We start from the raw sequence: 23,908 nt of genomic DNA, 5'->3' as shown, positions 1-23,908 counted from the left end.
TATTTAGAGGTTTAATGCAAATTCCCCAATCGGTAAAACTGGGCATCGGTCAATTTTTTACCTGGTGAATCATAGACAATCACGTCCATCATACGAACTTCTTGCCCTTCTACGGGATTCAATAGTTTCAAGCGAACTTGGTGCTTACCCGGTGCTAAATCGTAGTTCCAAGTCAACTCATGTCGACGAGTCGTAAAGGCCGTTGGCAATTGGGCTTTCTCCATCAATTTACCATCTACATACACTTCCATGTCAAAATTATGATTCGAAGTGGAAGCCCATTTGGCTGTCTCGCCTCTTACGACAAAACCTTTTCCTGTAAACTCAAATTGGTATTCATCTTTCAATACTTTGCCTACTCCAATTTTCTGAGTCGGATAAACCCCATCAAAACTCTTTTCAAATGCCACTGCTTTAGGAGCTTCTATTGGGATATATACATGGTCTCCAACAATTTTACCTCCGTTCCTTTCTATGTTTTGCAAGGCATGTTTGAAACCAATGCTATACACATCAGTTAATGAAGTGCTTGTATATTTGAAATCGATTCCTTCTGCCTCTTTTAAACCTTGTTTCCAATAGCTTGGGATTTTATCATAACCTAACATGGTGCCTAAAATTCCTCCTGCAGAAGAAGGGTTGCAGTCGGCATCTTGACCACAGCGGGTAGTGATTTCCATGGTTTTAGTAAAATCTCCTTGGCCATACAATAAGCCAATCACCACATAGGCAGAGTTTACCGTGGCATCAATATTAAATGGCGCAAAAACTCCATCTGGACAACCAATATCTTGCGCCCATTTTTTCTGAACCTCTAACCAAGTTTTGGTCCAGTCGTTGGGATATTGCTTATGCCAACGTACTACATCAGAAATACATTGGTAGTAAGCACTTTGTTTAGGAATGGTTTTCAAAGCCTCTTGAATAATGTGAGGAATATCCTTGGATACAAAGGCTAAGGTATAGCAGGCTCCTAAAAATACTCCGCCATAATAACCATCTCCATAATTCATGATATGGCCAATTTTATCCGAAATTTTGGATGCTACATTGGGCATTCCTGGCGACATCAGTCCGGCAAAATCACATTCAATTTGGTAGTCGATGCAATCCGCATGAGGGTTATTTTTCCAATGCCCGGAAGCAGGGGCGCCAATTCCATGCAATATATTATACCTACCTGCTTGGTTGGCATGCCAAAGAGCATAGCCCGCCTCCGCATAGGCTTTGGCATGGGAAGCTATAGGTGCATCTAAACCTTCTCTTTCAAATACCTCGACAAAAGTTAAATCCATGTACAAGTCGTCGTACAGACCTGCATTTTCCAACATGGTTTTTTTCAAATAGCCATCGTACCAAGGAACTGGTTGGTAGGCATCAATCATGGTACCGTTGTAACGAAATTCCATCGGGCCTCCAAAGGTCACACCAATGGTTTGTCCAGCCCATCCACCTTTTATTTTATCTTGTAGAGTCTGTTTAGAAAGGACGATCGACTTAGACTGTGACCATGCCAAGAAGGGCAAAAAAAGTAATGCCAAGTAGAATTTTTTCATCGTTTTAGGGTTTTAAAGCAAATTTTTGATTCATATAGTGGCCCATCAAAATATCTAGAACTTTCGCTTCTTGAATTTTAACCCCAATAATGGCATTGGGCTTTCCGTCAGAGCTACGCGTAAATCCTTGATTATCGACGGTAATATGCCGCTTATCCGTTTGAAATAAGTCGGAATGTAGTAACATCGCAATAGCAACTGGGTCAAAAAAGGTTGGGGTTTCGTGACCCCACATTTGATATAAATCCGTAAGGGCATTCGTCAAGGGGGTATTCTTCTCCTTCAAAATCCGACGGTTTTCCGCGGAAAGTTTTACTTGGGAAGTCACATCCGTGCCCGCATAAGTAATCTTTGCTCCTGATTGTACAAACTTTTGTGAAGCAGGAACATCCACTTTCACATTCCATTCTGCATCAATAGGCTTCTTTTGATTATAGCCTACATCAAAAGAGCCAAACATGGCATAAATATGTTTCGCTTTCTTTAAAATCTGGGGATCTTTTTGGATAATGTCCGAGAAATTAGTGACTGGCCCTACGGAAAATATCACCACCTCATTCGGGTATTTTTTGATTTGCTCGATGATGAAATCGGCAGCTGGTTTTGACTGAGGTTTAATTTTGTCAAATCCTTTAGCCCAAGAAAATTGGTCGGCATACCAATTCGCTCTTTTGTCAATATGAGAGGTGTTTCTACCCATAAAAACCGGTATGTGTCCTTGATCCGTTTCATGCAACATCTTTAGGGCCAAACGGGCTCTATCGTCTGTTCTTCCATAGCAGGTCGTGATTCCCAAAATATCCAACTTATCCTGCTGGGTTAATAAATAGGCCAAAGCATAAGCGTCGTCGATATCATCGCCTAAATCACAATCAAAAATGACCTTTTGTTTCTTGCTTTGAGCTGTTAGAAAAAAGGGAATGCATAAGAAGAGCAGGATGAGTTTTTTCATAATTGTTCTCGTGTTGGCATGGAGGCTTGCGCCCCTAATTGAGTGACAGATAATGCAGCCGCTTTACAAGCGAAAGCGATAGCTTGATCAAAAGCCATTCCTTCAGAAAGGGCAACGACCAAGGCCCCGTTGAAACAATCTCCTGCAGCGGTGCTATCCACGGCAACTACATGCTGAGCAGGGACATGGCCAAAAGCTCCTTGTGTTTTCCAATAAGCTCCTTTAGCTCCACGGGTAATCACTACGCGTTTCACTCCACGGGAAAGAAAATAGTCGCAGGCCAACGATAAACTAGCTTCATCCACCGGTCTGATTCCAGTCAAAAATTCCGTTTCTGTTTCATTGGGACTAATGATGTCAATATGGGCATACAAAGTCTCAGGTAAAGCACAGGCTGGTGCTGGATTTAGTACTACAGATAAGCCCGCATGATGAGCTTTTTCAATCGAATAAATAACGGTTTCTATTGGAATTTCAAGCTGTAACAAAAGCCAATTGCCATTTTGAAAGAGCGAATTGGCTGCTTCTATATCGGAAGGCATGAGTCGGGCATTTGCCCCTGAAGCCACCGTTATACAATTTTCCCCATGAGCATCCACATTGATCAATGCAACACCCGATGGTTGTTTATCATCTTGGCAAATGAATTGGCTGTGTATTCCCTCTAGAGTAAATTGCTTGAGGGCACTTTCTCCAAAAACATCTTTTCCTACTTTGGCGACAAAATACGTCTCCCCACCTAAACGAGCTGCTGCCACAGCCTGGTTCGCTCCTTTGCCACCTGGATTCATAAAAAATGTTCCTCCCAAGACTGTTTCTCCTGGAGCAGGAAGCCTTTCCGACTGGATAACCATGTCAGTATTTGAACTGCCGATAACGATGATTTTGGCCATTATACCCAAGTTTCTTTTTCGATAATTTCCCCTGTAGCTTTCACTTTTAAGATTAGTTTCTTGTCACCATTAGGCAAAATTTCTTCTTTGATAAACCAATGGTCGGCATCATACTCTTGGAATACAGATGGTTTACTAAGACCTTCTTGACCTCGCCATTCAGGCAATTGAACGGGTTCCCACAATTTTGTTTTAGCGGAACGATAAGCGGCATCAATGATGGCATTCACCACATAACCATCATAGAAAGTTTCCATAGGACTTTCTCCTTTTTCATAGGCATCAAACATGTCGGTAAACATATTGGTATAACCCAATTCATGCGCCTCATCACCTACGGGAAACTGCCAACCTGAATCACTCTCTGCCTTTTCTGCTACATAAGATTTGCCTGCTCCTGATGTAAACATTTCGAAGCCCGTTCTTAAAAATGAATTGATCCAAATGGTTCCTTCCGTTCCCATCACTTCATCACGTAAATCCATACCTCCCCGAAAGGTCCAGGATACTTCAAATTGACCTATAGCTCCGTTTTCATATTTGACCAAACCAATGGCATGATCTTCGGCATCGATGGGTTTTACTTGGGTATCTGCCCAGCACATCACTTCTACAGGTTTCACATCTTTTCCTATGAAATTCCTTGCTATTTCGATGCAGTGACAACCTAAATCAAGCACAGCGCCTCCTCCTGCTTTTTGAATATCCCAAAACCAATCTGAATGTGGTCCTGGATGTGTTTCTCTTGATTTGGCCCATAAAATACGTCCTAATGCACCCGATTGGATGGATTTTAGTGACTTCAAAAATTTAGGAGTATAACAAAGATCCTCTAGGTATCCTGCAAATATGCCTGCCTTTTCGCAAGCTTGAGTCATTCGCAAAGCTTCATCTGCAGTTCTCCCTAAAGGCTTCGTGCATAACACCGCTTTTTTATGTTTGACACAGAGCATCACCGCTTCTTCGTGCAGGTAATTCGGTAAGGCAATCACCACAAACTCGGTAGCTGGATGAGCAATTGCCTCCTCCATGTTAGTCGTGTAATGAGCGACTTGAAAATCTTTGGCAAAACGAATCGCCGTTTCTTCTTTTCGGGCATAAACCACGCTCACCTGGTCTTTCCCACGACGTCCTGTTAATGAATCCGCATAAAATCGTCCTATAAATCCACCACCTAGAATACAAACTTGTGCCATTTTATTTTAAATCTTGTAAGGTTATTTCTTTGTCTTTACTTAAAAAATCCGCTTGATTCACAACGCGCTGACCACTGGCTAAAAGAGCCGTATCATCCACTACTTGTACCGGTTCAATGCAGGAAGTATGCTTTTCTCTGAAAGGTTTATTAAAAGAAAGGTTATAGGCTGAAATCACTGACCAACGCGCATGCTCGGATAAATTAGCTTCTGAGCGATGTAAAATATTGCTATGGAAAAATAGCACATCACCGGCCTTTAGCTCGCAATAAACAAGCTCTGAAATTTTTTCTGCTTCGTTCACAAAATCCATATCTGCCCCTTGTTGCTCTCCGGCAAACAAATGTTCGAAGCGTTGCATTTTATGGGTTCCTTTAAGGACTTGTAAACATCCATTTTCTATCGTGGCATCAGTTAAAGCTACCATGACCGATATCATTGCTTCAGGAAACAAGAAGCCATTTTTATACCAATAGCCGTAATCTTGATGCCATTCCCAAGAACCTCCTACACGTGGTTCTTTTTGCATGACTTTGGAGTGAAAATGACAAACTTCGCCTTCGCCTAATAAAGTTTGCACGCCTTCCACCAATCGCTTACTGCGCGACATTAAGCCAAAAGAATCGTCGCCGGCGGTAAACCAAAGTGTTAGTTTCGTTTTTTTACCTGATTGGTCATTTAGATCAAAAGCCTGATTAACCACAGATTGGTCTGTGGCCACGGAATATAGTAAATCGATCTCTTCTTGGGAGAAAAGTCGAGGCATAATCAAGTAACCGTCTCGATGGTATGCCTCTTTTTGTGTTGCATTTATCATAGTTTAGAATAGATAAAGCTAATATAAGTATTTCTCAAAAAAATCTTATTTTATCTACCCTGATTACTAGAAAATGAATGCATTTTATTTGAAGACCAAAACCAAGTTTGAGTGTATTTCTTTATTTAAACAACTCTGGATGCATTTTGTCCCAAGGTGTAACATCTTGATATAATTTGGCTAAAGCCAAAATAGTAGCCTCGTCGAACAGGTTCCCTAAAAAGCTAATACTGGTCGGCTTATTCGTTTTTTTGTCAAATCCATTCGGAACTGAAACCACAGGATGACCTGTAAGATTTGTAATAGCTAATTGGTTGCCTGAAAAAAGGCTTGGACTGATGATGACATCAAAATCTTTGAATAGATAATTGACTTGTTGCATCAATAGATATCGATGACGCTGGGCATTGATATATTCTACGGCAGGAATGAATCTAGCCGTTCTAAATTGGTTAGGCCAGTCGCCTTTTCTTTGCATGGTCAATTCATCATCGACATTGAATCGAGTTAATTCATCAAATTGGGCGGCACATTCTGCTCCAATGATAATGTCCATCATTTGGAATGGGTAAAACTCCTTTTCAGGAAATACGACGGGTACGATGGTAGCACCCGCTTGTTGAAGTACTTGTATTACCTTCCATTCATTGGCGGTAGAATCTTTCAGTTTATCAAAATAGTTTTTGGCATATCCAATTTTCAACTTTTTGATATTCAACTGATTGGAATAATTAAACGCCGCTTCGGTAGCGGATAAATCGAGGCCATCTGTTCCTCGGATGGCATTAAAAACAATGGCGGCATCTTCGGCATTGCGACAAATCGGGCCAATTTTATCTAGGCTATAACTGAGCGCCATGGCTCCTGTGCGGCTCACCCTTCCAAAAGTTGGACGAAGTCCCAAGGCACCGCATGCGGTAGAAGGGGAAACAATACTTCCCCAGGTTTCAGTACCTATGGCAAAAGGCACTAATCCTGCTACGGTGGCGGAAGCAGATCCTGCTGAGGACCCAGAAGATCCTAAGGCTAGGTTCCATGGGTTTTTGGTTCTACCGCCATACCAATAATCTCCCATAGCTAGTGCCCCCAATGTAAATTTTGCCACTAATACGGCCCCTGCTTGCCGCAATTGTTGATAGACAAAAGCGTCTTCCTCAATCACTTGCTCTTTGTAGGGTGCCGCACCCCAGGTGGTTTTAGTTCCTTTAACAGCAAATAAATCTTTTAGGCCATAGGGTATGCCATGCAATATGCCCCGGTAATTTCCATGGGCAATCTCCTCGTCGGCCTGCTTCGCTTGTTCTAACGCGATGGATTCTGTCAAAGAAATGAGGCATTGTAAAGTATCTCCGTACTTCTTGATTCGATCAATATAAAATTGGGTTAACTGGACTGAGCTAATCTTTTTCGTTTTGATTAATTCGGCAAGTTGAGGAATGGTATAAAATGCCAAAGCCGATTTTCTGCTGGGTAGTTCTATTCCATGGGCTTGCGTCCAAGCGATAGGATGCTGATTTTTATTGACACTTACTCCTGGAAGAAGTACTGTTTGCCATAAACTTAATGGAACGGAATTGGGCAAATGAACTCGGTGTTGCTCTTGGTAAATGGTTAAATTGTCTTGTACATCCGACAATAACGTATCGATTTCATTACTGGTAAAATTCAGGTCGAAAATCTTGGCTGCTCCTTCTACGTCTTTCTTTTGGATTTTAGATGTTTGAGCAAATCCTGTAGTAACAAGTAAAAACAAGTTGATCCAAAGTACATATTTTGCCATAGGTCATCATTAGTTACCATGAAATAAATCAAAATAAGCGAATTAGCTCCTTTCTTGACGAAAATTTATCAAAAAGCTGATTATGGCTTGCTTGGAATTAGAGGAAATCCCCGCTTAGATTTGTCAACTTTTGAAAAGTTGACAAATCTAGGCAACAAACCAATTAACTAATCTACTTGCTAGGCTTCCACCAATCAGGAACGGAAGGAACAGATTGTTCAATGTGATGTATATATGCCTCACTGAGCGCTGGTAAATTTGCCGCCAACACGTTGGATTGAACCTGAGCCACTGATCGAGCACCAGGAATAACAACCGATATAATCGGATTTTGTAAAGTAAATCGCAAGGCATTAGCTGATAATCCTCCAGGTAAATCCGCTAAAAAAACCAATTTTCTTGCATTTTCTACCATCCAATTTTTATCCCGATCTGCCATGTGAGATCGGTAATCATCCTCGCCAAATTGAGGGTCCTCTGTTAATAAACGATCACTTAGAAAGCCCGAACCCAAAGGTACCCGACCGATAATATCATATGCTGCTTGATGAGGATGTGAACTTAAAATCTCATCGACCCGGCGGTCCAAAGCATTATAAATTACTTCAATTACGGATCCAAATCCCGCATCCATCACTCGTTTTGCCCCATACACACTTTTAGAGCTTACCCCATACTGACGAATAAGTCCTTGGCTAACTAAATCTTCAAAGGGAGCGCGATCATAGTTCGCCCAATCAAAATTATCTGGAGGAGAATGTAACAACAAGACGTCGATGTGCTCACGCTGTAAGCGTTGCAAGCTAGCTTTCACGCTAGCAAAAAGGTGTTCAGGGGAAAAATCCTGCCCTGTAGTCCCATCTGACAAATATACATTCCCAAATTTGGTACAAACAATGATATCTTGGGGATAGCTCAATTCTCGAAGAGCCTTACCCACAATGATTTCAGATAATCCTTTACCATAAGAATCAGCTGTATCTATGAATTGAATACCCGTCTCTAAAGCAGCACTCAAAATGGCTAAGGATTCTTCTTCGCTAATTTCACCCCAACCCATAGCCTTTCCTTGAACTATATTGGGACCGCCCAATTGCCAAGTACCTAGACCTAATTTCTGATGTAAACGATTCGAAAAACGATGAATGCTAGCTTTCGTCATGTCCTAGGACAATTGAAAATCTGGCTCTAATATAATCTTACCTTTGATCAAGCAACGTTCTCCCTTTTGTGAAGCGAAATAGGCATTTCTTCCATGTAAAATACGATCATCATGAAAAAATGCCGCCTCACCACGTTCTAATTGAACAGGTAAAACCAAACCCGCATTGATAACCCGAGTCTCTAAAAATTGATGAAAATCTTCTACTAATTGAAGGGCTTCAGGTGTATTGTCTTTATCAACGCAGAAATAATTCCAGTTGGCCAACCAACCCAATTCATCCTGGTCTAAAATCTTACGTACTTTCTTATGACCAGCCTTATCAAAATTCACTGTAATGGTCATCAAACGCTCCAATAAGTCATCTTGACCATCTATTTTTAAACAATCAACCAAATCTGGTAAATCAAAAAATGTGGTTGCGCCTCCACGGGCAGCACGTGATGTGCAGTAAAAAAACTGTAAAGATTTTTCATCGCCTAATTCCACATAGGAATCATCTGTATGCAATGGCTGACGGGTATTACTACTTCTATAACGATCTGGAATAGCTGGATCATAACTAATGTCTATCCAACGATTGTCCTTTCTTTCTCCTGTAATCAAATCTTCGTCCTCATTAAAAGGAGTACCGATAGAGTCCGCAAAATTGATGTAAAATTGTTCCAAAGGAATTGGCAAATTATAGCCTGCCAAATGGATTACTTTATATTGCTTAACCGCTTCTGTTAATTCAGCAATGGTCTCTTGTTCGGTCGTAAAATTAATTTTCTTAAAGAATTTCATACGTACATTTTTCAAATTTGATACAAAAAGAACATTTCAATGATCCCAATTTCAAAGGTACAAAAATTTGTTAACTGACTTTTCCTGCTACTATGAATAAATTATTTATCGGTCATATGATTTCTATCAAGGTTTAGGTCCCAAATCACGGTATGCAATCACTTGAATCCCTAATTCTCGAATGGCGGCTTTTACCTGCTGACTCGTAAATACATCCGTAACGCCTTGTCGGTCCGCAGCCACTCCCTCATATCCAATATGGGAAACGGCCTTCAATTCTGCATCATCTAAACCTGGATGATCGACAAAACAATACGTCTTGCCTGCTTGAAGTTTCCGAAGCATCTGGATAAAACTAGCGATCTTTTGAGCAGATGTTTGACTAGGACCTGCATAGGTAGCTCGTTCAAAAGGGTATGTCGTATTATCATAAATTAAATGATATTCTTTGGCCAATTTTTTGGTCATTTCAATCACTTCTTCATTTATTCTGGAACATCCCATGTGCGACGAAATGTGGCTTATTCTTGGGATTTTTTTGATGGCTAATTCTATTTGAGCCCTAAATTCTGCTTCAATATCTGCCAACGTAAACTTATTTTCTATTATCGCCAAGCCAGGGTAATCTTTGTTAGCATACACCATCGGAAAAAAATACCCATCTGGATCACGCAAACTTTTGGCCTCTGTTAAAGGCCTCCATTTAACTTTATCCCACTCACTCGTAATTGCCAAATGGATTCCCACATCAATAGAAGGATGAACTTGTAGCATCTGCACCGCCTCAGGAAACCAAGGTGAAGGAACAATCACTTCAATAGAGGATTGGATCCCTTGCAATGAGGATTGCATCAAGGCCAAATTACCCGAATGACTATAGCCCATATCATCTCCACGAACAATCAATCGGGGTGCTTGGGGATTTTGGGCCCAAGATTGAAATGCCCAAAAGAGCAGTAGCAAAACCTTCTTCATCGTATTGAAAATTAGATTTAGGAAAATTGTTCTGGGAAAAATACCCAAAATTTGCGGACATTCGTATCTTGTTGCACAAAAACCTATTCCCTATGTTAAGTTCCATCTTCTTATTCATTCATACCTTATTCGCTTTTGGCAGTTCAGATTCTACCCAATATCAATTAATTGTTGGTTCCTATACCAAAGCCAAAAACCCAGGTATCGAAGTGTTTGACTTAGATTTAGCTACTGCCAAAACGAAACCCAACTACATTCGAGAAAACCCTAATGCTTCGTATCAAGCACTATCGGCTGATGGAAATTTATTATATTCTGTATCAGAAGAAGGTGGAGGGAAATCCGCTATTAGTGCCTATGCCCGAAACGCCAATGGCACATATACCAAATTAAATTCTAGCCCAACCATCGGCGATGGTCCATGTTTTGTCAAATACCATGAGGCAAGTAAAACGGTCTATGTGGCTAATTATGGAAGTGGCTCGCTCAATGTATTTAAAACAGAAGAGAATGGCCGACTGCTTCCTGCTTCTCAATCCTTTTTTTATAAAGGTTCCAGCGTAGTGACTGGCCGACAAGACGCGCCACATGCCCACATGGTGGCCATTGCTCCCGATCAAAAAAGCTTATATGTACCCGATTTAGGTTCTGACAAAATCCATTGGCATCCTATTTTACCTGATGGAACATTGTCCGAAAATTATCAATCCCTTTCGGTAAGTGCAGGTAACGGTCCACGTCATATGATTTTTCATCCAAATGGACAGCTGGCCTATGTCATCAATGAACTAAATGGTACAGTTGATGTCTTTAAAATTAATGCTCATGGCTTGGACAAAATTCAAAACATTGTTTCTGATACAAGTACAAAAGTAGCCGTTAAAGCTAGTGCCGACATACATATTTCTCCCAATGGGAAATGGTTGATTAGTTCCAATCGAATTACTAGTGACAACCTAGCTCTTTTTGCGATACAAGCGGATGGAACATTGAAGTCAATGGGTTACCAAACAGTAGCAAAAATGCCAAGAAATTTCAGCTATGACCCTAGTGGGAAATGGTTATTTGTGGCCAGTCAAACCGAAAATAGAATTCAAGTATTTTCTGTTAATCAGCAGACAGGTTTATTAACGGACAGCAAACAGGACATCGCAGTTGCAGCTCCCGTGTGTCTTTTATTTATCAAGAAACCTGATAGCCCCGAAGAACGTCTTCAAGCTTTAGGTATCACTTTACTGAAACCCAGCACACCTTTAGCTAATTATGTCAAATTTACTCGGGCAGGAAATATCGCCTATTTATCAGGGCATTTACCAGAGAAGGCAGAAGGCGGATTTGTGCTAGGAAAGCTAGGTAATAAACTAAGTGTAGAAGAGGGTCAAGCAGCAGCGAAAATGGCTGGAATTGCTTTAATATCTACCTTAAAAGGCCAATTAGGTGATTTACGCAGAGTGAAACGCATCTTGAAAGTAACTGGTTTTGTTAACTCAGATCCTAGCTTTACTCAACAACCACAGGTCATGAATGGCTTTTCTGACTTAATGGTGGCCGTTTTTGGCGACAAAGGAAAACATGCTCGCTCAGCGGTTGGCGTCAACGTATTACCGAATAATGCTGCGGTAGAAGTAGAAATGGTCGTAGAGCTTTACTAATAATCCGTTTTGATGTTGGAATCAAATGGAGCTTTTATTTGGTAGCCCAAATCCCCATCTCGCTGATTATCCAAAACATCTAAGCCATATTGTACCTGGCTCACAGAAGTACGATTGAAAGTCCCAAATACGCGATCCCAAATGGCGAATATATTTCCATAATTGGAATCTGTTTGTGGACGACTCATATGATGGTGTACCTTATGCATATTCGGTGAAACAATCACATAACTGATAAGCGTATCTAGCCATTGTGGCAGGCGAATATTGGCATGATTGAATTGAGATAATACCACTGATAAACTCTGATAAATCATAACCAACCACATGGGAGCACCACAAACAAGCACGCCAAGCAAGGTGAACAATGCTCTAAAAACACTCTCACCTGGATGATGTCGATTGGCCGTGGTGGTATCCACCATCGTATCGGCATGATGCACCATGTGAAACTTCCACATCACTTTTACTTTATGCTCTACCCAATGCACAAAATAGGCTCCTACTAGATCTAATAGCAATAATCCCACAATCAATTGACCCCAATTTCCCATAGGAAACCATTGTAAAACACCTATTTGATTTGCTATGGTCCAGTCGCTCAGTTTCACAATCCAAAGTGCAAAGCCAAAATTAACCACGATGGTGGTGAAGGTAAATAAGAGGTTTATACCAGCATGTTTCCACTTATTGTAGCGAAAAGACACCAAAGGCATGGCGTATTCCAACAACCAAAAAAAGCTGATACCACCGGCTAATATGAGGGCACGATGGCTACTCGGTATATGGTCAAAATAAGAAATAAGGCTCTCAAACATTGGGATAGGGTTTTGCTCAAATCAATGACAAATAATGGTAAAAACCATCTCATTTCCAATACCTCTCCCTCAGCAAAAAAGTCTATTTTAAGTTAAAAAATGGTAGACGCTATAGGAAAGTGCTAAGCCGATCAGTGCCCAAATTAACCCAGATGATTTTCTTTTCTTCAAAAATAACAACAAGATTAAACCCGTAGCTGAAATGAATATCATGAATATGGCCGAAATATCAATCACCCAAGCCCAGGATTTGCCTGTATCTCTACCTTTATGTAAATCATTAATGACAGCCATCCAACCCATGCGGGTTTCAGTTAAATCATAAGCCCCAGATTCTCGGTCAATAAACACATCAGCTGTATAGCCTGGCCCTTGAAATGAAACCGAAATTTCGGCATCATCAATTCTAAAATCATTCAATTGCCCTTTGATTCCATGGGTATTTCGTAGATGTTCCACTACTTCCAATTTGGCAATTTTAGCCGTATCCACTTGATTCACCCAAGCCACATTCAACTTCGCTTTTTGCTCCTGAACATCGGATTTCTCAGGTAACCACTCTTGATGATTCAAGGTTAAACCCGTCACAGAAAAGAATAAGACAATCGCAAAGCTGAACATGGATAAATAAATGTGTAGCCAGCGGGAGATTTCTGCAGTAGAACGACGAAGTTTACTTTGCTTAGGTTTTGGTGTACTCATATGCTTGGTTAAAAGAAGCCCATGAATGACTCATGGGCTCTTAATAATAATAGAATCTAATTTATTTGGCTACATAATTTAAAGATGCACCCGTTACTTCTTCATTACCAGAAAGCGTTTGCTTTTGATCTTTACCATTGAAATTCATTTCTTGTTTCATCAATTGGTATGTCCCATGTTCACGAGCGGCCTCTATGTACACCGTATATTTTCCTTGTTTCACAAATTGTCCAGCATCATCTTTTCCATCCCACACCAACGTGTATTCTCCAGGTGAACGAGTCGCACTCGCCAAAGAAGCAATATCAATCGCACTTTCTCTTTGTGCTGCATACCATGAACGTAAATCTGGCAACCATCTTGGCTTATTAAACCACAATGCGATGCGTCTGATTGGCTTATGATTTTCATCTTCTACCCATACGGCCACAAAGGGACGACGGAAGCGCCCTTCAAAATTGGCTAACTCGAATTTAATTTGCAATTCCTGCTTATCTGTCCACATTTTTTCCTTTTGATTGACCATCAAGATATTCGTACTTAAACTTGAAGGACGGAAATTGGGGGCATTCGAGGCTAAAAGATTATTCCAATTGGGACTTGTATATTCTTCTCCCGACTTCGTCAAAATCAAATAATCGGTATCAGGGATAGAGGAAGCTAAATACTGGCTTTCTTCCGGGCTCATCACCTGAAAGGCCGTAGATAAAGCCCCTGCTGTTATGGCATCCGGATGTACAACAGTCGCACTGATGATTTCAGAAGCAGTTTGGCCAGTCAAAGGGTTCACCACATGAGAAAACCATTGTTTATTGATTTCGAACCCTCTTTGATAATCTCCAGAAGTGGCTACTGCTTTATTTTCTACCAATATTTGGGAATGTGGTGCGGCATTTTCTGCGAAATTTCGAGGGTCTTTGATCGAAATTTGATCTACTCCATTTCCTTTAACGATGATATCTCCACCGACATTTAATACAATTCCATTGACTCCATCCATAGCTAAAGCGATATCAGCAGCTTTTTGCATGACATACGACTTGGCAAATGAATGTAAGCGTAAGGCAGCTTGACTGGTTCTCCCAATGCTTTGTTCTGCCTCATTGATTTCCCAATGTTTTTGTTGAGCTATGTTGATCGCTGCTTGAATATGCTCTTCTTGAGGTAACTGGTTATTCTGAGCAGCTTCTTTCCATACTTGCGTGATTTCTTCTGCAGATGCGTTAATTAAGCCTCCTGTTTTTTGATGCCAAATATCAAATTGTTGAAGAACCTCCAATAATTCGTTAGATACAGGCTTAAACTCCCCTTGACTTGCCATCCATTGATTAAACTCGGTACTAGGATGAAAAGTACCCAAAATTTGACTTAAGCGTTTCACTTCAGCTAGTAAACTGGCTTCTGCTTTTTTAGCCGCTCCATAATGCGATGCCGCTATTTTAAGATCTAAGGAAGTTCCCAACAAATGATCCATTTGAGAAACATAAATACCTGAAGATTGAGTGGACGTAATTTGGGGAGAGGTAACAGAAAGGGCTGCAAGGCCAAGGGATCTTAACATATGCTATTTCATTAGGGTTATTTGATATCGAAATTTAAATTTATTCCTTAGATGGATATTAAATTATAGATAAACTACTCTTTTTTGTCTACCCAAAGCAAAAATATTTCCTTTTCCTAAACGCTGATCTGCCCTGATTATTAAGTCGCTATCTGGATTTACGTTGTAATTAATCTCCATTTTGTCGATTTTTACCAAAATTAATACCTCTAAGGCCCATATTCGGGTTGTCAATAAAATTAACATGAAATTTAAACACCTAGTTAGCTTCACATTCATTCTTACAATCCTAAGTTTTTCGATTTTAGCCCAAGTAGGACCAAAAGGTAAAATTAAAGGTCAAATCATTGAAAAAGAATCCAAAGCACCTGTCCCATTTTCTAGCATTCGCATATTTCAAGCGGGAGCTCAAAAATTAATTACGGGTGGAATAGGAGATGACAAAGGCCAATTTTCTACCGAGGTAGTTTATGGTACCTATGATGTGGTCATTGAAAGTGTGGGATTTGAAACCATTACTCAAAAGGGAATTAGTATCAATAAAGAAAATCATACCATCAACTTGGGTATTTTGGAAGCTAAATCTTCTTCCAAAACCTTAGAAGAGGTAACAGTCAAAGGCCAAAAAGCTTCGATGGAATTGGCTTTGGATAAACGTATATTTAATGTTGGCACGGATTTAGCCAATCGTGGTGCGACGGCCTCTGAAATTTTAGGCAACCTTCCATCCATTCAAGTAGACGGTGAGGGTGGGGTTAAATTAAGAGGAAGTGACAATGTCCGCATATTAATTGACGGTAAACCTTCTACTTTGGTGGGAATCAGTGGAGCAGGTGGACTACAATCTTTACAAGGAAACTTGATTGAAAAAGTGGAAGTTATTACGAATCCTTCTGCACGTTATGAGGCAGAGGGTATGGCGGGAATCATCAATATTGTTTTGAAGAAAAATCAAAACCAAGGATTTAATGGAGCCATTGAAACTACCACGGGATATCCCGAGAATTTCGGTGCTACAGCGATTGTCAACTACCGCAAGGACAAATTGAATTTCTTTCTCAATTACGGATTATTTTACCGTAGAACGCCCGGTAGAGGAAATATTTACCAAGAAGTTTATACACCTGGACAAACCAATTATTTGCAACAAACCTCTCAAAATAATGTGAGGGGTATGGTCAATAATATCCGCGGAGGAGCAGATTATTTTTTCAATGAAAAAACGGTTTTAACAGGTTCATATATTTTTCGAAGAACCGATGTTCGACGTATTTCAGATTTTCATTATTTGGACTACCAAAAAAGCTTGAGCAATTTATATAGCATTACTGATCGCCAGCAAGACGAAAAAGAAGCGGAACCAAATTCCGAGTATGCCTTGACCTTCAAAAAATCGTTTGCTAGAAAAGGCAAAGAATTTACTGCAGATTTACGCTATTTAGATTATTGGGAAAGTTCGGACCAATTATTTACTCAAGTAGGCAAAAGGCCTGATGGAAGTGCTTTTCCAGAAAATTCTAGAATTCAAAAATCACTTAATGATGAAGCTGAACACCAATGGATATTACAGGCAGATTATGTGAATCCAGTAGGAAAGGATGGTAAAATAGAAACGGGTTTACGTACGAGTTTCCGTGATATGACCAATGATTACATTGTCACTCAAAAACAAGAAACGGGCGAATTCACGGTAGTACCTGGTTTACAAAATAATTTTGTTTACCATGAAAACATCACAGCAGCTTATGCCATTTGGGGAACCAAAATCAAGAAATTCTCCTATCAAGTAGGGATTCGTGGGGAGATGACGGACATCCGTACGGAGCTATTGCAAACGCATGAGAAAAACCCAAGGAACTACGCCAATTTGTTCCCAAGTGCCCATTTTACCTATTCTTTGTCGGCAGATAATTCATTCCAACTAGGCTATTCTAGAAGAGTTCGTAGACCTACTTACAATGAGTTAAGTCCATTTGTAACCTATTCTGACAACCGAAACTATTTCTCAGGTAATCCAAATCTAAATCCTCAATTCACCGATGTATTTGATTTAGGTCATGTGAAATACTATGAAAATGGCAGTATCAGTTCATCCATTTACTACCGAAATACTGATGGAAAAATAGATCGTATCCGTCAGGTAGATGCCAATGGCTATTCGGTTACTTTACCTCAAAACTTCAAAAATGAAGTTTCCATGGGAGCTGAATTTACTGGATCTTCCAATCTAAGTAAAATATGGAAGGCCGATTTGAGTGTCAATATTTTCCGCGCTAAGGCAGATGCCAGCAACATTGACCCCAACTATGTGAGTGATACTTATTCTTGGTTTGCACGTCATACTTCCCGCTTTAAGCTAGGAGGGGGAGTAGATGCTCAATTGAGAGCCAATTATGAAGCGCCACAAAATACCCCACAGGGTTCAAGAGGTTACATTGCGTGGATGGACTTGTCGGCTAGTAAAGACATCATGAAAGGCAATGGAACTTTAACGCTGAATATCTTAGATGTATTCAGTTCTAGAATCATGCGGTCTGAGACGAGAGGTACTGGATTTTACACCAAATCAGAGTTTCAAGGTCGTCTAACACAATTCAACTTGACATTCAATTACCGCATCAAAACGACTAAACAAGCGGCTAAGCAACGTAGAAGTATGATGGATGAGGAGTAGAACCTAATCCATCATAACTACACCTTAACTCTATGTTTTGGATTGATTAAATGACTTTTGGATAATTCCCAAAATCAACAGATTGATAAAACTAAATCCTAGCTGAAAAAGTAAGTATTCAGGGATAAATATTCTAAAGGAAAATAATGTAATTAAAAGTATTATACCATAAATCAAGGACCATTGATTTGAAACAAAATTCTCCTTTCCAAATACCCATTTGATGTAAATCAAGATGGGTAAAATGACAAGTATTGTTGTAAGAAGAATCTGATTGAAAAAAGTAAGATTATGGTAAAAAGAATATTCGTCTAACTTTAAATGTGCAACATACAAAATGTGCATGTATAATACGGAAGCACTTGCGCGCCAACTAAAGATGATTGAATTCATATTGGTTCAATTTTGGAATAACCATCTATTAAAATCGTTATTCATTCCAAGTATTTGAACAAATTAAACCAAAAGACAATTCTTTTTCAAAATTCAGAATACTTCTTGCGTTTAATCAAGATTTTCGGTGATTTCAAGAATAAAACTCCATATACACTTAACTTATTTCCAAGGTAGTTCCACCAATTTAATCCCCAATAGTTTTTGACATACCTGATCCAATTTCTCTTCCATACCTTCTAAGTGGAATGTTCTTTGTACATGGCGCAATGACTGCCCATGGGCCAAGGCAATGGCGGGTGAAGAACTTTCCAATTCATAGAATTTCCCCATCTGAGTTCCTGTATCATTTTTACCATCATTATAGGCATTTAGGGCATCTCCTTGAAAGGGATTTTCCTGAATTTCCCACATGGAATTGACATACTCCTGATCCCCATAGTAATCAAATTGAAGAATAGTTAAAATATGATTGGCCGCATCATAACTAGCCGCCAAAGGCACCAAGGCTTTAGGGGGAATCCCTAATTTCCCTCTCGAGTTAGCATCTGCTTTAAAGTAAAGCAAGCCCTCCTTTTTGATCAAACGATCCGCTGGAATCTGACCAAAATAGGCAGCATTGATGGCCGCTTCTTGTCCTTTTTGATATGGAATTAAAATTGTGTTTTGGTCGGAAGCCTTCATCATACCCAACAACCAAATCGACAAAACACCGGTGGATTTAGACCAATCTTGCCCTGTATTTTTTAATACGTTATCCGTTTGATAGCCCACCCAAGAAATCCCTTCCAATGGGATTTGTAAGTACGTTTTAGCTTCTGAATCACTTAATAATTTAATTTCTCGATCAAGCGAAACCTTGAATTTTGTTCCTGAATAATTCTCAATTTCAAAATCCTTGTGGAATAAGGCCTTTTGACTATCCGATTTTACCAAAGGATAAGTTTCCGTATCGATGATTTCTGGAGTCTGCCAATGTTCAAAAGTAAAGGGATCCCCTTGTTTAAAATACACGGAAAATTGCCCTCCCTCAGGCCCTAGCCAAAAGCGCTCTTCACCTCCAAAAGCATTCATATGAGGCCCTAATTTCCCCGATTTTATAAGTTCATGGTTAATCCAACCATAGCTAAATCCTTCCTCCCCTTGGGAACTACTGGTCATCACCCGAGCCTGGTATTTTCCAACAATCAAAACCTGCTGGTTTCCTTGTTTCAGTAAGACGGTCGTGGGATCATTTTTCAATAAATCATAATCGTAACCAAAGCTATTTTCTGGGTTCATGGCTGTGTTTGAAGGCTTAGAAGGTTGACAAGCCATCAGTCCAGCGAGGATTAAAAAACAATGCGCTTTCATAGGTTTTGAGGGCTTGTAAATAGGTAATGAAGTTAATGAAAATTCCTAACGCTGGCAAGGTTCGAAACCTTGACAGCGTTGTCGTAACGAATGAATTTTCAACGTTATTGTCCAATAAATTGATATTCAACTAGCTTCAATTTCTGTTCTAAAAAAGAAAGAAAAATCTCATCAAATGATGTATTAAAAAATTTACTTCGATTTCATCCAAATAACCTAAATATTCATTTAAAAATGGCATTAGATCCGTAATTTTGATTTGAAAAAAGGAATTCCTTTTTAACACAAAGACAACCTATTTACTATGAAAAAAAACATTTGGCTCATGGCATTGACCATGGCAAGTATCATGTCCTGCCAACGGTCCATTAGCCCCAATCAAATGGAGGCATGGTCCTTTAAATCCCAACAAAAACTTCGAATTTCCGCACACCGAGGAAACTCGGGCTTAGCACCTGAAAATACCCTTGCCACTTTTCAAAAAACATTGGATATGGGGGTTGATTTTATTGAGATTGATGTTCGTACTTCTAAGGACAATCAATTAGTCATTTTACATGATGGAACACTGAACCGCACAACGAATGGCACTGGCCCCATTGCTAACTTGACTTTGGCAGAAATCAAGCAACTAAAAGCTAATAAAGGCTGGGAAGGGCAATTCCCAGATGAACGAATTCCTACTTTGGAGGAAACGTTACAATTAGTAGAAAAGTGGAACAAGCAAAAAAATACGAAAACCTACATTTACGTAGACTGTAAGCAAGTGGATCCAAAACCCTTGTTGAAATTAATGAAACAATATCATCTTGATAAGGAATCCGTTTACTACGGAGATGATGATTTTTTAGAAAAGTTAAAAATGGAAGATCCCCTAAGCAAAAGAATGCCGAGCTTAAATAAAGCAGATGAAATGGAAGCTAAAATAAAACGCTTGGCCCCTTATGCATTTGATGTCAATTGGCTAAAAATGAATGCTCAGTTAGTGAAAGACATCCATGAAAAAAATGTCCGAGTTTATTCCGATGTGTTAGGACCGCTCGATCAAGCTGCCAATTATAAAAAAGCAAAAGAACTGGGAGTAGATCTAATTCAAACCGATCACGTAAAATCAGTTTATCGATATTTTTTGGGAAACTAAATTGAAAATTCAACGTTGTCAAGGTTTTGAACCTTGACAACGTTAAGAAAAAATTACTTTTTAGGCGCAGATATAACCCCTAAATACCGGCCCATCCAATAAGGTAAAAGCCAGATATCTCCTGCACTATGTTCTGATAAACCACTGCCTCCATTGCGGTCCATATTAAACTGATTAGCATTGTGGCGCATAATCGGTTTTTCATCTGGGGGTAATACTTCCTGTGTCGTTTGACGACGGAAATTATCAGCAACCTTCACAATATCTTTACGATGATTATTTTGAATTGCCCAGTCAATCATATCCATAGGATGCTCACGTAAATACCAGGCAGCTTCATTTAAATCGAATTGCTTGGTTCCTGTTAGAGCGGTGAAAATATTCCAAGCTCCTTCTTTCTCTGGACGCTCAATTTGCCAGTGATCTAAGATGGATTTTTTGAAATTCACTTTCAAACTATCATTAAAAGCATAACGATACAATCCCCAATAACCCACAAAATACATTTCATCATCGGAGTGATTCCAGCCATCTGACATGTTTTGAGCATGGGCATCTGCATCTTTTCCTGCTCTTCCTAATACGCTAAATGGACGCATTAAATTCTCATAATAGCCATATTTAGTCAATAACTCTAAGGCCTTTTGCTTATACTTTTCTTTCTTCGTAAAATGATATGCCGTTTGAAGCATGGAAGTAATATTGGAAGAATTCAATTTACGATCTCCCACATTCGTTGGGAAAGAATTGACATATTTTGGATTCCATTTTCCCCACATAGTAGGCTTTCCGTCAAAGTCGATCAGGTACATATCATTTTTCAAAATATGCGACATCAAGGTATCTATCAATACGATCGAACGTTTCTTTAAATCAGGATCATCAACCAACTCTGCCATAGCACCAAAAGCAAAAATATGCCCTATCACCTCATCACTACTGGTAGTAGATTTAAAGTCCCACTCTGGATCTGGTGATGGCTGCCAACGCTCTGGATCTGATAAACTTGAAATGAAACCACGACGCTCAAATGAACGAGCTGGGAATCCAGGAACTGGAGTTAATTTATATAATCGCTCCATGGCATCTAAAGACTCTCGACAATTTTGTAATGCTTCTGGATCTTTAGTCACAACATAACGGAAAATTTCTCCTCCCAAATACATCGATGTCCAAAGTCCGTCATTGTCTGAATCAGCCAAATACCCTGTACTTAAATTACCTTTTTGAATTCCATCCAAAGATGCATTGAAGCCATTTCTAATGTGACGTTTTCTCACTTGCTCATCATAAAAAACGGCCTTGTCGTGCAAAGTCATTTTCTTAAAGCAGATTTGTCCCAATCCAGCGCTTGTTGTAACTAAAATTGAATTTTTAGGGCCTTCAGCAATGTGCTTTACGACATTACTTGGCAACCACCTTTCTCCATTATAATAATCAAATTTCCCGTCCTTCTTTAAAGCAAATGCCCCTTTGGTAGAACCAAACCAAATTTTATCTCCAATGGCTTTTATTGCTGTAATTTCTGTCCAAGGTAATTTTTGCTGCTTTTCTCCTACTTGTTTTGTGGATATATCATAAATCTGATACCCATCATTTCCTCCTACATAAACTTTTGGAGCATTTTCAAGGACATCAAAAGCGGTGAAAGGTCCACCACTTACTAATGTTGAAATACTTCCAGATGCTGGAGAAAATTGATACAATCCTTGTTTTCCCAAGATGAAATACGTCTGGCTAGATGCATGATATTTCAAGTCCAACACTTGATCGCCTGACAAGTTTCCTTTGAACAATGTTTTGGAATCTTTCACCCAGTGAATACTGGTGCCATCTGAAATTAAAAAAGCAAAGTCCTTTCCTCCAACTACTTGATTGGCCTTAGCTAATTCATGTTTAGAGTATATACTTCCGGCAAAAGCATGACTTAAAACTGCCTTATCATCCAATAAAACAAATTGCTTTTGATAAGAAGTTAAGGCTGCCATTTTCTTAGGAGCACTTGTCCGGTATTTGGTATCTTTAATCAAAGAACCAGGGTACAAAAACTGCCCATCATGTGGTAAAAGAGTACCTGTAGACCCAAACAAAATGATATTACCATTTCTGTCTGAATAACTTGTACTTAAATCAATAGCCTGATCTTTGGACAGGTAATATTTGACACTATAATCTTGCCAAAATGGGGTATCCTGATATACGGGTTGCTTGGCCTTATTTTGAGCCCAAGTTAAATGCGTGGCCAATAATAGACACACATATACTAACACATTTAATTTACTGATTTTCATTATATAGGTTTAGGTTTAAATTCACTACTCAGATTTGATTTTCTGCGGGTCTACCACCACATATTTGATGGATTTTTGATCTTTCTCTATGTGAGATGAATATGTAATATGCAATAGTCCATCTGGGCTCTGTGTCATACAAGGGTAAGAAAAACTACCTTTTCCTGGAGCTACATTTTCCAAATAAGTCTTCCACTTCCACGTTTTCCCTTCGTCATCGGATAAAAACAAACCTATTCGGTATCTCCCATCGATGATGTCATTTCCCAAAAAAGCCAAACGGCCGTCTTTCAGTACCAAAAGCTCGACACTGGCCGTGTTTGGAATATCAGTTTTAACGGATGGCGACCAGGTTTCTCCTTGATCAGTCGACTCACTCATATGCACTCGAGGAGGATTATCTCCACTATCACGTAAATAAGCTAACAAGTTTCCATTCTTCTTTTTTACTACGGCAGGTTGAATGGGTCCACGACCGACCAAAGGCAAGCTTGGTCGCCAGCTAGTTCCTTGATCATCTGAAATGGCCATCAATGAAAAATTGAATCCATCTGAATATAGAGGCAAAATTATACGCCCATTCTCTAAAATAAGTGGCTTAATGCGCGTCATCCAACCAAAGCTTCTTTTCACTGGATCTACACTTGCCTTGGAAATCATATCATCATATTTCGGCGCATATCCTGCCCAACCAATATGGTGCTCTGGCAATTGCTTTAATTTTTTACTCACCTCAGTAGCAAAATCATTCCCTGGTTTTAGCAAAATATTATCCTGCCATTCCCAAACTGGCGCACCTTCTTTGGAATAATTCATGGATGTCCGCACACGTAATACTGACTGTTCCCATTGATTGGCCTGAACGGCAATCCAAACTAAGAATAGTTTATTCTCCTTATTAAGAAATAGAACTGGATTACAATCTGGAATATTAGGTGTGTCGGCCATTAAAAATGGTTCACTCCACTGGGAATCTCCTTTTTTAAGTCGGGATCCCATTAATTTAACATCATCAGCAGTTCTTTCCCCACTACCATAAAACCAAACAGATAAGTAATCTCCATTCGGCAAACGAACCAAGCTACTTCCATGGACATGTTTGTCTTGTCCTGGAAAAATAAGCATCGATTTGACAATAGCTGGACTCTGTGCTAGCGATTGAAAAGACAACACTAGCAGGGCAATAATAATTTTTAAAAACTTCAT

General features: G+C 39.6%; 19 protein-coding genes. 3 read left to right on the top strand and 16 right to left on the bottom strand.

The window, feature by feature from the left end; genetic code table 11:
- Positions 1-11 precede the first annotated feature (11 nt).
- The 9 genes from HME7025_RS00940 to HME7025_RS00900 all read right to left on the bottom strand — a co-directional run bounded on the left by HME7025_RS00940 (position 12) and on the right by HME7025_RS00900 (position 10,117).
- Positions 12-1,556 carry an ADP-ribosylglycohydrolase family protein gene (locus HME7025_RS00940; RefSeq protein ID WP_109321844.1) on the bottom strand — a complete coding sequence of 515 codons (1,545 nt, stop codon included), beginning with the start codon at positions 1,554-1,556 and terminating at the stop codon, positions 12-14.
- Positions 1,557-1,560: 4 nt separating this feature from the next.
- Entirely contained in the window at positions 1,561-2,508 is a 948-nt protein-coding gene (locus HME7025_RS00935) for a nucleoside hydrolase (RefSeq protein WP_109321843.1), read from the bottom strand.
- Positions 2,505-3,401, bottom strand: a complete 897-nt coding sequence (gene rbsK, locus HME7025_RS00930; RefSeq protein ID WP_109321842.1) for a ribokinase — start codon at positions 3,399-3,401, stop codon at positions 2,505-2,507. The genes HME7025_RS00935 and rbsK overlap by 4 nt, the downstream gene beginning before the upstream one ends.
- On the bottom strand, positions 3,401-4,597 hold the full coding sequence (locus HME7025_RS00925; RefSeq protein ID WP_109321841.1) for a Gfo/Idh/MocA family protein: 1,197 nt from the start codon (positions 4,595-4,597) through the stop codon (positions 3,401-3,403). The genes rbsK and HME7025_RS00925 overlap by 1 nt, the downstream gene beginning before the upstream one ends.
- Position 4,598: 1 nt before the next feature.
- Entirely contained in the window at positions 4,599-5,414 is an 816-nt protein-coding gene (locus tag HME7025_RS00920) for a phytanoyl-CoA dioxygenase family protein (protein ID WP_109321840.1), read from the bottom strand.
- A gap of 121 nt (positions 5,415-5,535) precedes the next feature.
- The gene (locus HME7025_RS00915) at positions 5,536-7,194 is read right to left on the bottom strand and encodes an amidase (RefSeq protein ID WP_109321839.1); all 1,659 of its coding nucleotides are present in this window, start codon (positions 7,192-7,194) and stop codon (positions 5,536-5,538) included.
- Between the two features lie 172 nt (positions 7,195-7,366).
- Entirely contained in the window at positions 7,367-8,356 is a 990-nt protein-coding gene (locus tag HME7025_RS00910) for an aldo/keto reductase (RefSeq protein ID WP_109321838.1), read from the bottom strand.
- A gap of 3 nt (positions 8,357-8,359) precedes the next feature.
- Positions 8,360-9,142, bottom strand: a complete 783-nt coding sequence (locus tag HME7025_RS00905) for a TauD/TfdA family dioxygenase (protein ID WP_109321837.1) — start codon at positions 9,140-9,142, stop codon at positions 8,360-8,362.
- A gap of 126 nt (positions 9,143-9,268) precedes the next feature.
- The gene (locus tag HME7025_RS00900) at positions 9,269-10,117 is read right to left on the bottom strand and encodes a polysaccharide deacetylase family protein (protein WP_109321836.1); all 849 of its coding nucleotides are present in this window, start codon (positions 10,115-10,117) and stop codon (positions 9,269-9,271) included.
- Between the two features lie 92 nt (positions 10,118-10,209).
- Here HME7025_RS00900 and HME7025_RS00895 point away from each other — a divergent pair, with 92 nt between their 5' ends.
- Complete coding sequence (locus HME7025_RS00895) at positions 10,210-11,769, top strand: Atu1372/SO_1960 family protein (protein ID WP_154401912.1); 1,560 nt, start codon at positions 10,210-10,212, stop codon at positions 11,767-11,769.
- On the opposite strand, the gene HME7025_RS00890 is transcribed toward HME7025_RS00895, so the two are convergent.
- From HME7025_RS00890 to HME7025_RS00875, 4 genes are all read right to left on the bottom strand, one after another.
- Positions 11,766-12,587, bottom strand: a complete 822-nt coding sequence (locus tag HME7025_RS00890) for a sterol desaturase family protein (protein ID WP_109321834.1) — start codon at positions 12,585-12,587, stop codon at positions 11,766-11,768. The two genes, HME7025_RS00895 and HME7025_RS00890, sit on opposite strands and share 4 nt — an antisense overlap.
- Positions 12,588-12,674: 87 nt before the next feature.
- Positions 12,675-13,289, bottom strand: a complete 615-nt coding sequence (locus HME7025_RS00885) for a PepSY-associated TM helix domain-containing protein (protein WP_109321833.1) — start codon at positions 13,287-13,289, stop codon at positions 12,675-12,677.
- Between the two features lie 61 nt (positions 13,290-13,350).
- On the bottom strand, positions 13,351-14,850 hold the full coding sequence (locus tag HME7025_RS00880) for a DUF2271 domain-containing protein (protein ID WP_109321832.1): 1,500 nt from the start codon (positions 14,848-14,850) through the stop codon (positions 13,351-13,353).
- A 63-nt stretch (positions 14,851-14,913) separates the two neighbouring features.
- Positions 14,914-15,096 (bottom strand): hypothetical protein, encoded by a 183-nt coding sequence (locus HME7025_RS00875; RefSeq protein WP_109321831.1) that lies wholly within the window; start codon positions 15,094-15,096, stop codon positions 14,914-14,916.
- Between HME7025_RS00875 and HME7025_RS00870 the strand changes: the two genes are divergently transcribed.
- Positions 15,095-17,524 (top strand): outer membrane beta-barrel family protein, encoded by a 2,430-nt coding sequence (locus HME7025_RS00870; RefSeq protein ID WP_109321830.1) that lies wholly within the window; start codon positions 15,095-15,097, stop codon positions 17,522-17,524. The two genes, HME7025_RS00875 and HME7025_RS00870, sit on opposite strands and share 2 nt — an antisense overlap.
- Positions 17,525-18,079: 555 nt before the next feature.
- On the opposite strand, the gene HME7025_RS00860 is transcribed toward HME7025_RS00870, so the two are convergent.
- Positions 18,080-19,270, bottom strand: coding sequence for a DUF6786 family protein (locus HME7025_RS00860; RefSeq protein ID WP_154401911.1), 1,191 nt, complete (start codon positions 19,268-19,270; stop codon positions 18,080-18,082).
- A 304-nt stretch (positions 19,271-19,574) separates the two neighbouring features.
- Here HME7025_RS00860 and HME7025_RS00855 point away from each other — a divergent pair, with 304 nt between their 5' ends.
- The gene (locus tag HME7025_RS00855; protein WP_109321827.1) at positions 19,575-20,411 is read left to right on the top strand and encodes a glycerophosphodiester phosphodiesterase; all 837 of its coding nucleotides are present in this window, start codon (positions 19,575-19,577) and stop codon (positions 20,409-20,411) included.
- A 53-nt stretch (positions 20,412-20,464) separates the two neighbouring features.
- Here the strand turns inward: HME7025_RS00855 and HME7025_RS00850 are convergent, their stop codons facing one another.
- Positions 20,465-22,702, bottom strand: coding sequence for a hypothetical protein (locus HME7025_RS00850; protein ID WP_109321826.1), 2,238 nt, complete (start codon positions 22,700-22,702; stop codon positions 20,465-20,467).
- A 24-nt stretch (positions 22,703-22,726) separates the two neighbouring features.
- Entirely contained in the window at positions 22,727-23,908 is a 1,182-nt protein-coding gene (locus tag HME7025_RS00845; RefSeq protein WP_109321825.1) for a sialidase family protein, read from the bottom strand.

This window comes from Aquirufa nivalisilvae (genome assembly GCF_003143535.1).
Lineage (GTDB): Bacteria > Bacteroidota > Bacteroidia > Cytophagales > Spirosomataceae > Aquirufa > Aquirufa nivalisilvae.
Note: the sequence above shows the minus strand (reverse complement) of the source record. Positions and strands in the feature narration are given on the sequence as shown.

Excerpts from the sequence above, each read along its gene's own strand:
- HME7025_RS00940 (WP_109321844.1), bottom strand. The coding sequence starts at position 1,556 with ATGAAAAAATTCTACTTGGCATTACTTTTTTTGCCCTTCTTGGCATGG.
- HME7025_RS00935 (WP_109321843.1), bottom strand. The coding sequence starts at position 2,508 with ATGAAAAAACTCATCCTGCTCTTCTTATGCATTCCCTTTTTTCTAACA.
- rbsK (WP_109321842.1), bottom strand. The coding sequence starts at position 3,401 with ATGGCCAAAATCATCGTTATCGGCAGTTCAAATACTGACATGGTTATC.
- HME7025_RS00925 (WP_109321841.1), bottom strand. The coding sequence starts at position 4,597 with ATGGCACAAGTTTGTATTCTAGGTGGTGGATTTATAGGACGATTTTAT.
- HME7025_RS00920 (WP_109321840.1), bottom strand. The coding sequence starts at position 5,414 with ATGATAAATGCAACACAAAAAGAGGCATACCATCGAGACGGTTACTTG.
- HME7025_RS00915 (WP_109321839.1), bottom strand. The coding sequence starts at position 7,194 with ATGGCAAAATATGTACTTTGGATCAACTTGTTTTTACTTGTTACTACA.
- HME7025_RS00910 (WP_109321838.1), bottom strand. The coding sequence starts at position 8,356 with ATGACGAAAGCTAGCATTCATCGTTTTTCGAATCGTTTACATCAGAAA.
- HME7025_RS00905 (WP_109321837.1), bottom strand. The coding sequence starts at position 9,142 with ATGAAATTCTTTAAGAAAATTAATTTTACGACCGAACAAGAGACCATT.
- HME7025_RS00900 (WP_109321836.1), bottom strand. The coding sequence starts at position 10,117 with ATGAAGAAGGTTTTGCTACTGCTCTTTTGGGCATTTCAATCTTGGGCC.
- HME7025_RS00895 (WP_154401912.1), top strand. The coding sequence starts at position 10,210 with ATGTTAAGTTCCATCTTCTTATTCATTCATACCTTATTCGCTTTTGGC.
- HME7025_RS00890 (WP_109321834.1), bottom strand. The coding sequence starts at position 12,587 with ATGTTTGAGAGCCTTATTTCTTATTTTGACCATATACCGAGTAGCCAT.
- HME7025_RS00885 (WP_109321833.1), bottom strand. The coding sequence starts at position 13,289 with ATGAGTACACCAAAACCTAAGCAAAGTAAACTTCGTCGTTCTACTGCA.
- HME7025_RS00880 (WP_109321832.1), bottom strand. The coding sequence starts at position 14,850 with ATGTTAAGATCCCTTGGCCTTGCAGCCCTTTCTGTTACCTCTCCCCAA.
- HME7025_RS00870 (WP_109321830.1), top strand. The coding sequence starts at position 15,095 with ATGAAATTTAAACACCTAGTTAGCTTCACATTCATTCTTACAATCCTA.
- HME7025_RS00875 (WP_109321831.1), bottom strand. The coding sequence starts at position 15,096 with ATGTTAATTTTATTGACAACCCGAATATGGGCCTTAGAGGTATTAATT.
- HME7025_RS00860 (WP_154401911.1), bottom strand. The coding sequence starts at position 19,270 with ATGAAAGCGCATTGTTTTTTAATCCTCGCTGGACTGATGGCTTGTCAA.
- HME7025_RS00855 (WP_109321827.1), top strand. The coding sequence starts at position 19,575 with ATGAAAAAAAACATTTGGCTCATGGCATTGACCATGGCAAGTATCATG.
- HME7025_RS00850 (WP_109321826.1), bottom strand. The coding sequence starts at position 22,702 with ATGAAAATCAGTAAATTAAATGTGTTAGTATATGTGTGTCTATTATTG.
- HME7025_RS00845 (WP_109321825.1), bottom strand. The coding sequence starts at position 23,908 with ATGAAGTTTTTAAAAATTATTATTGCCCTGCTAGTGTTGTCTTTTCAA.